Origin of the sequence: Bacillus sp. FSL M8-0266 (genome assembly GCF_038613425.1) — a bacterium.
Classification (GTDB): Bacteria; Bacillota; Bacilli; order Bacillales; family Bacillaceae; genus Bacillus; species Bacillus pumilus.
The window spans coordinates 115764-128700 of record NZ_CP152015.1 but is presented as its reverse complement, the minus strand read 5'-3'; the positions used below and the strand labels follow the sequence as shown (position 1 = coordinate 128700).

The window sequence follows — 12937 nt, the reverse complement described above, 5'->3', positions numbered from 1 at the left end:
AGTCACTTGCTCTAATCGTTTCTGCTATTCTTTTGTGACTGCGTCACGTTCAAGATCGACAGGTGCGAGGTCTGCAGCATCTTCGTCATTAGATAACGCTAATCCGTCTGCTTTCTTCGTTTCCTCATCGTCTTCTAAATCTCTCATTTCTATCTCTTCTTCATCGCCAGATAGGATTTTGACATCCATACCTAAACTTTGAAGTTCTTTGATTAACACTTTGAATGATTCAGGGACACCTGGTTCAGGGACGTTATCCCCTTTGACGATGGCTTCGTATGTTTTCACACGACCCACCACGTCATCCGATTTAACTGTTAAGATCTCTTGAAGTGTGTATGCTGCACCGTAAGCTTCAAGTGCCCATACTTCCATCTCTCCGAAACGCTGACCACCAAACTGTGCTTTACCGCCAAGTGGCTGCTGCGTAACAAGTGAGTATGGTCCAGTTGAACGAGCGTGAAGTTTGTCGTCAACCATGTGAGCCAGTTTGATCATGTACATGATTCCGACTGATACACGGTTATCGAATGGTTCACCAGTTCGACCGTCATAAAGGACTGTTTTCGCATCACGGGACATACCTGCTTCTTCAAGCGTTTCCCAAACATCTTCCTCACGCGCACCATCAAATACTGGTGACGCAATGTGGATGCCAAGGTAACGTGCAGCCATACCCATATGAAGCTCAAGTACCTGACCGATGTTCATACGAGATGGTACCCCTAGAGGGTTTAACATGATATCAATCGGTGTTCCATCTGGAAGATACGGCATATCTTCTTCTGGAAGGATTTTAGAGATAACCCCTTTGTTACCATGTCGTCCAGCCATTTTGTCACCTTCAGAAATTTTACGCTTCTGAACGATGTATACGCGGACTAACTGGTTAACACCTGGAGGTAATTCATCTCCGTCTTCACGGTTAAAGACTTTGACGTCGTGGATAATTCCGCCGCCGCCGTGTGGAACACGTAGAGATGTATCACGTACTTCACGAGCCTTTTCACCGAAGATTGCATGTAATAGACGTTCTTCAGCTGTTAGTTCTGTTACACCTTTAGGCGTTACTTTCCCTACAAGAAGGTCTCCGTCTTTTACTTCTGCACCAATACGGATGATTCCACGCTCGTCAAGGTTGCGCAAAGCATCTTCCCCAACGTTTGGAATATCACGAGTGATTTCTTCCGGTCCAAGCTTTGTATCACGAGCTTCTGATTCATATTCTTCAATATGAATAGATGTGTAGACGTCATCTTTTACAAGGCGCTCACTCATGATGATCGCATCCTCGTAGTTATAACCGTCCCAAGTCATGAAGCCGACCATGACGTTACGTCCTAGAGCCAATTCACCTTTTTCCATTGAAGGACCGTCTGCAAGGATTTCTCCTTTTACGACTTCATCTCCAACACTTACGATTGGACGCTGGTTGTAGCAAGTCCCTTGGTTAGAGCGGACAAATTTCAGCAAGCTGTATTTGTCTAGGTTTCCTTTGACTTGTTGTCCGTCGACATCTTCATAGCGGCGAACCCAAATATTTTTTGCTTCAACACGTTCTACAACACCTGGGTAACGGCAGATGACAGCAGCACCAGAGTCTTTACCTGATACATACTCCATACCTGTACCAACAATCGGTGATTCTGGCTGCATCAAAGGCACAGCCTGACGTTGCATGTTCGCTCCCATTAGAGCACGGTTAGAGTCATCGTTTTCTAAGAATGGGATACATGCTGTCGCTGCAGAAACAACCTGCTTTGGCGAAACGTCCATGTAGTCAACACGGTTTCGAGGAACAACGGTGTTTTCCCCTCTGAAACGAGCAATGATATTATCATCGATAAACGAACCATCTTCACCTAATATAGCATTCGCTTGTGCTACAACGTAGTTATCCTCTTCATCAGCAGTTAAGTAATCGATTCTCGGTGTCACTTTACCTGTTTCAGGATCAACCCGGCGGTAAGGTGTTTCAATAAAGCCGAAACGATTCACTTTTGCAAATGAAGATAGAGAGTTGATCAAACCAATGTTTGGACCCTCTGGTGTTTCAATCGGACACATACGGCCATAGTGAGAGTAGTGAACGTCACGAACTTCCATTCCTGCACGCTCACGTGTCAAACCACCAGGCCCAAGCGCTGACAGACGACGTTTGTGCGTCAATTCAGCAAGCGGGTTTGTTTGATCCATGAACTGAGAAAGCTGAGAGCTACCAAAGAACTCTTTGATAGAAGCGATCACAGGACGGATGTTGATCAGTTGCTGAGGTGTGATCGTGTTTGTGTCTTGGATCGACATTCTTTCACGAACAACACGCTCCATTCTGCTTAAACCAATACGGAATTGGTTTTGCAGAAGCTCACCTACAGAACGCAGGCGACGGTTACCAAGGTGATCGATATCATCTGTGTCACCTACACCATGAAGAAGGTTGAAGAAGTAACTGATCGATGCAATGATGTCAGAAGGCGTGATGTTTTTCACAGCTTCCTCTACGTATGCATTCCCGATCACGTTGATCACTTGCTCGCCTTCTTGATCAGACGGTGCATAAATCTTAATAGATTGAAGTTCTACTTCATCTTCTACTACGCCACCATTTGGATAAAGCTTTCTAAATCCGATGCCGTTTTCTAAGTATGGAAGAACTTTATCAAGAACTCTTCTGTCTAAAATTTGACCTTTTTCTGCTAGAATTTCACCTGTTTCAGGGTCAACTAACGTTTCAGCCAATTTTTGATTGAACAGTCTATTTTTAATATGAAGCTTTTTATTAATCTTGTAGCGTCCAACATTTGCTAGGTCATATCTCTTCGGATCGAAGAAGCGAGAGTCTAGCAGGCTTTTCGCATTTTCAACAGTTGGCGGCTCTCCAGGACGGAGGCGCTCGTAGATTTCGAGAAGTGCTTTATCCGCATTCTCTGTATTGTCTTTTTCCAGCGTGTTGCGTAAGTATTCATTCTCGCCAATGAGGTCAAGAATCTCTTGATCAGAGCTGAAGCCGAGAGCACGCAAAAGAACCGTAACCGGCAACTTACGTGTGCGATCGATGCGTACATAGACTACATCCTTCGCATCAGTTTCGTATTCTAACCATGCGCCACGGTTTGGAATGACAGTCGCAGTAAAACCTTTTTTACCGTTTTTGTCTACTTTACCACTGAAATATACACTTGGAGAACGTACTAACTGAGAAACGATTACACGTTCCGCACCGTTAATGATAAAAGTACCTGTGTCTGTCATGATTGGGAAATCACCCATGAACACATCTTGGTCTTTTACTTCTCCAGTTTCTTTGTTAATTAAACGAACTTTCACTCTTAGTGGAGCAGAGTAAGTTACATCACGTTCTTTTGATTCTGCTACAGGATACTTAGGATCCCCTAGGCTGTAATCAATGAATTCAAGAGAAAGGTTACCAGTAAAATCCTCAATTGGGGATATATCTTGAAACATCTCTCTAAGACCCTCATCAAGAAACCACTGATAAGAAGAGGTTTGAATTTCAATGAGATTTGGTAATTCTAACACTTCGCTTATGCGTGCGTAGCTTCTGCGCTGGCGGTGTCGTCCATACTGAACTAGTTGACCTGTCAACTGATTCACCCCTCAAATCATGCGTATTATATGTGTAAAAAGTATTTCAGCCTTTCAAATGTCAGTAAAGAAATACTTTTACAAGACAAAAGAAAAAAGGGTTTCTAAAATAAGAAAACCACATCCAAAAACAAATACCGATTTTATTAGTTTTCCCAAATATGCATAATTTATACAAAATAGTTGTTTTTTAAGCCTATCAAGCAAAATATACACATTGGCATTTTATAATGTTAACACAGCTAGGAAACTGCGTCAAACTTTTTTAGCTTTGATAATATAGTAGCCCTTTTTTTTCAATACAACTTCGACTTCTCCAAAAAGCTGTTCTAATTTCTCAATCGCAGATGGTCCGCCCTGCTTTTTCTGAATAACCACCCACAACTCACCTTCCGGCAATAAATGATCAGCACTTTTTTCAAAGATCGCATGTACAACTTTCTTCCCTGCCCGTATTGGGGGATTGGTCAGTATAGAGGCAAAAGCAGCTGATGAATGAACATTCGAGAACAAATCACTTTGATAGATGCGGACATTATCAATGCGATTATGTTTAGCGTTTTCCTTTGAAAGTTCGACTGCTCTTTCGTTCACATCAATCATATGAATGGTGCGGCTCGTCATTTCGTTTGCTAACGATAAGCCAATCGGTCCATAACCGCAACCGACATCTAAGACATCGCCATCCACGTCAGGTTCTTCAAAAGCTTCAATTAAAAGCCTCGAACCAAAGTCGACTTCTTTCTTAGAAAACACTCCACTGTCACTTGTAAAAGTAAAGGTACGGTTTCTCAAGGTGAAGTCCCATGTCTGTTTATTGCTTTTCACTGATGGCTTTTCCGTATAATAGTGGTCACTCATGGTGAATGGACCTCCTCTGGATTCAATCGTTTCAGGAGAATAGAAAAGAAAAAGCTCGCCAGTAAAAGCGAGCTTTCCCAAAAGATTAGGCGAAGATTACTTAACTTCTACAGAAGCGCCAACTTCTTCAAGCTTAGCTTTAAGTTCTTCAGCTTCTTCTTTAGCAATACCTTCTTTAAGTGGTTTTGGAGTGTTGTCAACAAGTTCTTTAGCTTCTTTCAAGCCAAGACCAGTGATTTCACGAACCACTTTGATAACTTTGATTTTTTGGTCTCCAGCACCAGCAAGTACTAGATCAAAATCAGTTTTCTCTTCAGCAGCGGCACCACCAGCTGCAGCTACAGCTACAGGAGCAGCAGCAGTTACGCCAAATTCTTCTTCGATTGCTTTTACTAAGTCGTTTAACTCAAGTACAGTTGCTTCTTTAACTGAAGCAATGATTTCTTCGATATTTAAAGCCATTTGTAATTCCTCCATTTTAAGTTTTTTACGTTAAGTACGCATTAAGCGCCTTGTTCTTCTTTTTGATCTGCAACTGCTTTAGTAGCAAGAGCAAGGTTACGAACTGGAGCTTGAAGAACGCTAAGCAACATAGATAGTAAGCCTTCGCGAGACGGAAGTTCCGCAAGAGCCTTCACTTCTTCTACAGTCGCTACGTTTCCTTCGATGACACCAGCTTTGATTTCTAAAGCTTCGTGGCTTTTCGCAAATTCGTTGATGATTTTCGCAGGTGCGATAACATCTTCGTTACTGAATGCGATAGCGTTTGGACCTGTTAAGAAATCGTTTAAACCTGTTAGTTCAACTTGTTCAACTGCACGGCGAGTCAAAGTGTTTTTGTAAACTTTGAATTCTACGCCAGCGTCACGAAGCTGTTTACGAAGTTCAGTCACTTCAGAAACTGAAAGACCGCGGTAATCTACAATTACAGTAGACATACTATCTTTAAATTTAGAAGTAATTTCATCAACGACAACTTTTTTTGTATCGATTGCATTGCTCATGGTTACACCTCCTGTACATTGTTTGTGTAACACTTATACCGATCAGGCCATCACGTTCCTAACGAACGGTTCTCCATATAAAAAGCCTCCATTAAGACATGGAGGCTGTATATACAAGCATACGTTAACGTAAGACTGTGACATATACACCTCGGCGGGTTAATTAAGCCATAAGGCCCCTGCTGTCTACGGTATAAATGGACATATTCTATTTTACAACATTTTGATATTATCAAAATGTTTGTGATAAGTCAAGATTTATTTTGCAGAGAAAGAAGATGGATCCACTTTCACGCCAGGGCCCATAGTAGATGTAACAGAAACGTTTTTCACGTATACACCTTTAGCCGCTGCAGGTTTTGCTTTAAGGATTGTGTCATAGATTGTTGCAAAGTTCTCAACAAGCTTTTCGTCCTCGAAAGAAACCTTTCCGATTGGCGCGTGGATGTTACCAGCTTTATCAACGCGGTATTCTACTTTACCAGCTTTGATTTCATTGATTGCTTTTTCTACTTCGAATGTAACAGTTCCTGTTTTAGGGTTTGGCATAAGACCTTTTGGTCCAAGTACACGACCGATCTTACCAACTTCACCCATCATGTCAGGTGTTGCAACGATTACATCGAAATCGAACCAGCCTTGTTGGATTTTAGCGATGTAATCAGAATCTCCAACATAGTCTGCTCCAGCAGCTTCTGCTTCTTTTGCTTTTTCGCCTTTAGCGAACACAAGAACGCGTTGAGTTTTACCAGTTCCGTTAGGAAGTACAACTGCACCGCGGATTTGTTGGTCGTTTTTACGAGGGTCTACGCCCAAACGAAAAGCAACTTCTACAGTCGCATCAAATTTCGCTGTATTTGCTTTTTTTGTAAGAGAAACAGCTTCAGCTACATCATACGCTTTAGTACGTTCGATTAGCTTAGCAGCTTCTACATACTTTTTACCTTTTTTAGCCATTATAAAAATCCTCCTTATGTGGTTTTAGCGGAATAACCTCCCACGAATAAGGGTTGCGAACTTGTCAAAACCAAACTCGCAACCCAACAAGACAATAAATTAATCTTCGATGACAATACCCATACTGCGTGCAGTACCTTCAACCATGCGCATAGCTGATTCAACGCTAGCAGCGTTTAAGTCAGGCATTTTTGTTTCCGCGATTTCGCGTACTTTATCACGCTTAACAGTTGCCACTTTATTACGGTTAGGTTCACCAGAACCAGACTCAATACCAGCTGCTTTTTTAAGTAAAACTGCAGCAGGTGGAGTTTTAGTAATAAATGTAAATGAACGGTCTTCAAAAACCGAAATTTCAACAGGAATGATAAGACCAGCTTGGTCAGCTGTACGAGCATTAAACTCCTTACAGAATCCCATGATATTAACACCGGCTTGACCTAGTGCAGGTCCAACTGGTGGAGCTGGGTTAGCTTTTCCAGCAGGAATTTGCAATTTAACAACTTTAACTACTTTTTTAGCCACGAGACACACCTCCTTAAAGTCCGTGATGTGGTAATAGGGGAATCCCCCTCCCACTCAACAACTTCATTCTTTATATGAATGACGAAATAACTAGCTAGCGATCTTGAGCGAACTCAAGACGTACCTTTGCTATATTACCACTTCTATACACTCATTTCAAGCTCTTTTGAATTACAATTTATCGATCTGCGTGAACTCAAGTTCCACGGGTGTTTCTCTACCAAACATATTAACGAATACTTTGACTTTGCTTTTATCGTAATCAATCTCTTCGATAGAACCTGTGAAGTTCGCAAATGGTCCGTCGATGACCTTGACTGTTTCTTTCAATTCAAAGTCGATTTCTGTTTTGCGTTCTTCAAGACCCATTCTTTTTAGAATGGTTTCAGCTTCGCCTGGCAAAAGCGCAGTCGGCTTTGAGCCTGATCCAGCTGATCCAACGAATCCTGTGACACCTGGTGTATTACGAACAACATACCAAGAGTCGTCTGTCATCACGATTTCCACTAGGACATAGCCAGGGAACACTTTCTTTTTAACAACTTTTTTCTTACCATTTTTAATATCTGTTTCTTCTTCTTCTGGTACGACGACGCGGAAGATCTTATCTTGCATGCCCATTGATTCAACACGCTTTTCCAAGTTCGCTTTTACTTTATTTTCATAGCCAGAGTACGTATGCACAACATACCAATTCTTTTCCATTTCGTTCAGGACTATTTAGTCCTTCCCTCCCCACATTTCGTAATGTCTATTTGACGAATCTCGAGTACCGGTAAATATTTTCAAGCAATTGAAAAAACCCGTAAAACGGGTTTTTTGGCAAGTCATATTATGATCTATTATAGCACGTTCAGCAGACCATTATTCAAGTATTAATGAATTAATTCGATTAATTGTGAGATTCCTATATCAAGAAAAGAGAAAAAGATTGCAAAGAATACGACTGTTAAAATAACAGTGATTGTGTAACGAATCATTTCGTTTTTCTTTGGCCAGCTGACCTTCTTCATTTCTTTCCCGACACTTTTTAAGAAACTGATAATACGCATTGTAAAAGACCTCCACAGATTAAAGAACGCAAATCTTACTTCGTTTCTAAATGTGTTTTATGTGAATTACAAGTCTTGCAATATTTCTTAACTTCTAATCTTTCAGCTGCTGAAGCATCACTTTTCATTGTCGTATAATTGCGGCTTCCGCAGTCTTTACAGGCTAGAGTGATCTTTTTCCTCATATTTACACCTATTTTCTCGACATCATTTCCTTAGTACCTTATCACAGTGTCGAAAAAGCTGTCAATATAGGTTTGATTAGAGACTAATCTCGCGAAGCTCTAAATATTTCTCTAATTTTCTCTTTACTCTTTGGAGTGCGTTATCAATTGATTTCACATGACGGTTTAAATCTTCAGAAATCTCTTGATAGGATCTGCCATCAAGGTAAAGCACAAGAACCTTTCTTTCCAGCTCGCTTAGTAGTTCACCCATCTTCATTTCGATATCATCAAATTCTTCTTTGCTAATGATTAAATCTTCTGGGTTAAGCGCTTTAGCACCGGAAATGACGTCCAACAATGTTCTGTCTGATTCTTCATCATATATTGGCTTATCTAATGATACATAGGAATTTAACGGGATATGTTTTTGGCGAGTAGCTGTTTTAATTGCGGTGATAATTTGGCGGGTAATACATAATTCTGCAAAAGCCTTAAATGAAGTAAGCTTGTCCTCTCTGAAATCGCGGATAGACTTATAAAGTCCGATCATCCCCTCTTGGACAATGTCCTCTCGATCCGCTCCAATCAAGAAATAAGATCTTGCTTTTGCACGTACAAAATTGCGGTATTTTGTTATTAAGTAATCTAGCGCATCACTATCTCCGACATGAACCCTTTCAATGACTTGTTCATCTTCCAACTGGCAAAATTGCTCTCTGATGGATTTATCCTTGCTGTTGTTTAGATTCACTTCGATCCCCCCGACCGCACCTAGATAGAAATATTATACATTAATGGTTGAAATATCGTCAAGCTATTCTAGATTCCCACGCCGCCATTTTTCAAACGTTTTCAATACATCTTCTGACAATTCAATCTTAGATGCTGGTTTATCAGAAGTAATCTTTTTGACTCTCGTTTCAATCTTTCGTTCGATCACTTCAATCTCTCTTAAAAGCTCTCGAGCCGACTTTCGAAGAGCTCCTTGTCCAAAGATTGCCCATTGTTCTGTAAAGTCTGAGGTCGCCACATGAATCTGCGTCCGAATATTATTCAAATCCTGGGCAAGCTTTTCAATCCGCTCATCAGCTGTTTCATTCTCTCTTGTAAAGATGACCTCTACTCGGTGATTGATCCGCTTTTTTTCGATTCCTTTGACCATATGGGCATCGAATACGACAATGACTCGATACCCTGTGTATGCTTGATATTCTGCTAAATGTTGAATCAGTATGTCTCTGGCTTCTTCAAAGCTGTTTTCCTTTAAGTGCTGCAGCCGTGGCCAAGCACCTATCATGTTGTATCCATCGACTAAGAGGATGTCCATCTCTATTCTCCTAACGGATAACGTTTTCGATACACTTCATACATCAATAGACTAGCGGCAACTGATGCGTTTAACGAAGTGACCTTTCCGGCCATAGGCAGCTTAATCAGAAAATCACACTTTTCTTTGATCAATCGGCCAATCCCTTTTCCTTCACTGCCAATCACGAGAGCAAGTGGCATCGTGCCATCAAATTGTCTATAATCCTGTTTGGCAGACGCATCTGTTCCTGCGACCCAGATTCCTCTTTCTTTCATCTCATCAAGAGCTCTTGAAAGATTGGTGACTTTGGCAACAGGAATATGTTCAATTGCCCCAGTGGATGCTTTGGCAACGGTTGTCGTTAAGCCGACCGCTCTCCTTTTCGGAATCACAATCCCGTGTGCACCTACAGCATCTGCTGTACGCATAATGGAACCTAAATTATGCGGGTCTTCAATTTCATCTAAGATAAGAAAAAATGGCTGTTCATTCCGCTGTTCAGCGATTTGATATAGATCGTCCAATTCTGCATATTCATATGCTGCTACTTGTGCAACGATTCCCTGGTGCTGACCTGTGACCATTTGATCAAGCTTTTTCCTCGGAACATACTGAATGGTGATATTTTGTTTTTTTGCGAGTTCAATGACCTGCTGGGCTTGTCCTTTTACAGTGTTTTCTGCCATCCAGAGCTTGTATAACTCCCGATCTGACTTCAGTGTTTCAATCACTGCATTTTTCCCAATCACATAATCATGTTGCTGACTCATTTGTCTTCCTCCCTGACGTTCCGATTTCAATCGCCTGACTAATCAGCTCTTCTAAGCGTTCGTCCTGCTTTTCAATAAATAAATAACCCATGAGCGCTTCAAACGCCGTGCTATAACGATACGTTTGCACGTCTGTGTTTTTAGGCACTGTGCCTGATTTTGCATTTCTTCCTCTTTTCAGCACCGCTTCTTCTGCTTCAGTGAAAAAGCCTTGCTGCTGAAGCGTAAATAAAATAGCTGCCTGAGATTTAGCTGAAACAATTTTGCTTGCTCGTTTGTGCAACTCATTTGGTTTTGTCGCCCCCGTTTGGAGGAGGTGATGCCTCACGTAGACTTCAAAAATGGCATCACCCATATAAGCAAGCGCAAGTCCATTCAACTGTTTACCGTCTTTCAGCTTTTCAAAATTCAACATGACCTATTCTCCTCTTTTCCAGCGAGTACCTTGAGGAGTGTCCTCCAATACAATATTCATGCTCTTTAACTGGTCACGAATTTGATCAGATAGCGCAAAATCACGATTTCTTCTAGCCTCATTGCGTTTTTCAATTAACGCTTCTACTTCTTCGTCAAGCGTATGCTTTTCTTCTAATGAGAAGCCAAGAACAGACGTGATTTCTTGGAACAAGCCGATAAATGCCTTGATCACTTCCTCCGAAGTATGATCATTTTCCATATAATAATTCGCCTGTTTCGCAAGTTCGAATAAAACAGAGATCGCATTTGCCGTATTGAAGTCATCATTCATTTCAGAAATAAATGTCGCTCGCTGCTCTTCCACCTTCGCCAGCCATTCAGCATTGTCTTCTGTCATATTCGTGCTGCTTTCAAGGCGATGATGTAAATTAGCATACGACGTTTTGAGTCGGTTAAACGCACTCTTTGTGCTCTCTAGTAAGTCCATTGAATAGTTAATTGGATGTCGGTAGTGAACCGACAACATAAAGAATCGAAGTACATCAGGATCTTGTTCTTTCACAATGTCGTGCACGAGCACAAAGTTGCCAAGTGATTTTGACATTTTTTCATTCTCAATATTAATATATCCGTTATGCATCCAATACTTTGCAAAAGGTTTCCCTGTCAAAGCCTCAGATTGAGCGATTTCATTTTCATGGTGAGGGAAGGTTAAATCCTGTCCGCCTGCATGGATATCGATCGTATCACCTAAATATTTTTTAACCATGGCCGAGCATTCGATGTGCCAGCCTGGGCGTCCTTCGCCCCACGGGCTATCCCATGAGATTTCTTGGTCCTTTGCAGCCTTCCATAAAGCAAAGTCCAGCGCATCTCGTTTCTTCTCACCTACACGAATACGGGCACCTGTCTTCAGTTCATCAATCGACTGGTGAGAAAGCTTTCCGTAGCCTTCAAATGAGCGTGTGCTGTAATACACGTCACCATCTGCTTCATATGCGTAGCCTTTTTCAATCAATGTCGCAATAAATGCAATGATATCATCCATATTTTCCGTCACTCGCGGGTGAAGGTCAGCTTTTTTGCAGCCTAGTGCACTGACGTCTTCAAAGTAGGCTTGAATAAAACGGTCAGCAATCGTCGGGACATCTTCCCCGAGTTCATTGGCTGCTTTGATGAGTTTATCATCCACATCTGTAAAGTTTGAGACAAAGTTCACATCATAGCCGCTGTATTCTAAATACTTACGTACAGTGTCATAAACAATAGCAGGCCTTGCATTCCCGATATGAATGTAGTTATAAACGGTTGGTCCGCACACATACATTTTGACCTTTCCTGGCTCAAGCGGGACAAATTCTTCCTTCTTACGTGTCAATGTATTATAAATATTGATTGTCATGATTGTTCTTCCTTTCTGCTCAATGAAGCCAGCTCACCTTTTAGCTTTTCCATTTCTCGTTCCAATTCTTTGAAACGATCGGAAATTGGATCTGGCAAATCTTGATGATTGAGATCACGATTGATTTTCTTACCATTTTGAACGACGACTCGCCCAGGTATACCGACAACGGTGGAATGGTCGGGTACGTCCTTTAACACGACCGATCCCGCTCCAATCTTGGCTCCTTTTCCGACTGTAATGGAACCAAGCACCTTTGCACCTGTCGCAATGAGCGCATCGTCTAAAATGGTCGGGTGCCGCTTTCCCTTTTCTTTTCCTGTTCCCCCTAATGTCACGCCTTGGAAAACAGTGACGTTGTCTCCAATTTCACATGTTTCCCCAATCACCACTCCCATGCCGTGGTCAATGAAGAAGCGCCTGCCAATGGTTGCCGCAGGGTGAATTTCCACCCCTGTGAAAAACCGGCTGACCTGAGAAATGATCCGCGCAAGAAAGTACAGCTTCCGCTTATAAAATGCATGCGCGATACGATGAGCCCAAATCGCATGAAGCCCTGAATAGGTTAGCACTACTTCAATATAGCTTCTAGCAGCAGGATCTTGATCAAACACAGTATCAATATCTTCTTTCAGCATTTTGAAAAACACATGCTCCCCCCGTTCTTCCCCATCAATCTCTCTTCGGACTTGCTCTCTTTTTTGGACAAATAAAAAACGCCTCTGCCATATGACAGAGACGTTTTGAAAACGCGGTTCCACTCTGTTTAGAAAGCCCTCATTTCGCAGCCTTCTCAACTTAATCCCATAACGGAGGGTACCGCCCTTGCATACTAACGTACTCGTGTTCCTCAAGGGTCTTGAGGGT

15 protein-coding genes and 2 other annotated features (1 of these 17 running past the window's edge) are annotated in these 12937 nt (G+C 41.8%); all 15 genes read right to left on the bottom strand.

All coding sequences use genetic code 11. The features are described from left to right. Window positions 1-24 precede the first annotated feature (24 nt). A complete protein-coding gene (rpoB, locus tag MKY83_RS00690; protein ID WP_003217223.1) occupies window positions 25-3606 on the bottom strand; it encodes a DNA-directed RNA polymerase subunit beta in 3582 nt (1193 codons plus the stop codon). 255 nt (window positions 3607-3861) lie between these two features. Then, window positions 3862-4467, bottom strand: coding sequence for a class I SAM-dependent methyltransferase (locus MKY83_RS00685; protein WP_044139657.1), 606 nt, complete (start codon window positions 4465-4467; stop codon window positions 3862-3864). 96 nt (window positions 4468-4563) lie between these two features. Next, the gene (gene rplL, locus MKY83_RS00680; RefSeq protein WP_003216952.1) at window positions 4564-4929 is read right to left on the bottom strand and encodes a 50S ribosomal protein L7/L12; all 366 of its coding nucleotides are present in this window, start codon (window positions 4927-4929) and stop codon (window positions 4564-4566) included. Between the two features lie 41 nt (window positions 4930-4970). Further along, on the bottom strand, window positions 4971-5471 hold the full coding sequence (gene rplJ / locus MKY83_RS00675) for a 50S ribosomal protein L10 (protein ID WP_003217048.1): 501 nt from the start codon (window positions 5469-5471) through the stop codon (window positions 4971-4973). A 69-nt stretch (window positions 5472-5540) separates the two neighbouring features. Beyond that, window positions 5541-5681, bottom strand: a sequence feature (ribosomal protein L10 leader region). 48 nt (window positions 5682-5729) lie between these two features. Then, window positions 5730-6428: a 50S ribosomal protein L1 gene (rplA, locus tag MKY83_RS00670; RefSeq protein WP_065097642.1), complete on the bottom strand. Its 699-nt coding sequence runs from the start codon at window positions 6426-6428 to the stop codon at window positions 5730-5732. Window positions 6429-6527: 99 nt separating this feature from the next. Continuing rightward, window positions 6528-6953 (bottom strand): 50S ribosomal protein L11, encoded by a 426-nt coding sequence (gene rplK, locus MKY83_RS00665; protein ID WP_003216956.1) that lies wholly within the window; start codon window positions 6951-6953, stop codon window positions 6528-6530. A 171-nt stretch (window positions 6954-7124) separates the two neighbouring features. Further along, window positions 7125-7658 carry a transcription termination/antitermination protein NusG gene (nusG, locus tag MKY83_RS00660; protein ID WP_003217197.1) on the bottom strand — a complete coding sequence of 178 codons (534 nt, stop codon included), beginning with the start codon at window positions 7656-7658 and terminating at the stop codon, window positions 7125-7127. Window positions 7659-7828: 170 nt separating this feature from the next. After that, the gene (gene secE, locus MKY83_RS00655; RefSeq protein WP_003216942.1) at window positions 7829-8005 is read right to left on the bottom strand and encodes a preprotein translocase subunit SecE; all 177 of its coding nucleotides are present in this window, start codon (window positions 8003-8005) and stop codon (window positions 7829-7831) included. 35 nt (window positions 8006-8040) lie between these two features. Beyond that, window positions 8041-8190: a 50S ribosomal protein L33 gene (gene rpmG / locus MKY83_RS00650; protein WP_012008694.1), complete on the bottom strand. Its 150-nt coding sequence runs from the start codon at window positions 8188-8190 to the stop codon at window positions 8041-8043. Window positions 8191-8266: 76 nt separating this feature from the next. Beyond that, a complete protein-coding gene (gene sigH / locus MKY83_RS00645) occupies window positions 8267-8923 on the bottom strand; it encodes an RNA polymerase sporulation sigma factor SigH (protein ID WP_003217132.1) in 657 nt (218 codons plus the stop codon). 63 nt (window positions 8924-8986) lie between these two features. Further along, window positions 8987-9499, bottom strand: coding sequence for a ribosome-dependent mRNA decay endonuclease Rae1/YacP (rae1, locus tag MKY83_RS00640; protein WP_044139659.1), 513 nt, complete (start codon window positions 9497-9499; stop codon window positions 8987-8989). A 2-nt stretch (window positions 9500-9501) separates the two neighbouring features. Beyond that, entirely contained in the window at window positions 9502-10251 is a 750-nt protein-coding gene (rlmB, locus tag MKY83_RS00635) for a 23S rRNA (guanosine(2251)-2'-O)-methyltransferase RlmB (RefSeq protein WP_003217141.1), read from the bottom strand. Continuing rightward, a complete protein-coding gene (locus MKY83_RS00630) occupies window positions 10235-10666 on the bottom strand; it encodes a Mini-ribonuclease 3 (RefSeq protein ID WP_003217007.1) in 432 nt (143 codons plus the stop codon). The genes rlmB and MKY83_RS00630 overlap by 17 nt, the downstream gene beginning before the upstream one ends. A gap of 3 nt (window positions 10667-10669) precedes the next feature. Beyond that, window positions 10670-12070 (bottom strand): cysteine--tRNA ligase, encoded by a 1401-nt coding sequence (cysS, locus tag MKY83_RS00625; RefSeq protein ID WP_065097643.1) that lies wholly within the window; start codon window positions 12068-12070, stop codon window positions 10670-10672. After that, a complete protein-coding gene (gene cysE, locus MKY83_RS00620) occupies window positions 12067-12720 on the bottom strand; it encodes a serine O-acetyltransferase (protein ID WP_012008691.1) in 654 nt (217 codons plus the stop codon). Before cysE ends, cysS begins: the two co-directional genes overlap by 4 nt. An 81-nt stretch (window positions 12721-12801) precedes the next feature. Then, window positions 12802-12937: a binding site (T-box leader), on the bottom strand (it continues 96 nt past the right edge of the window).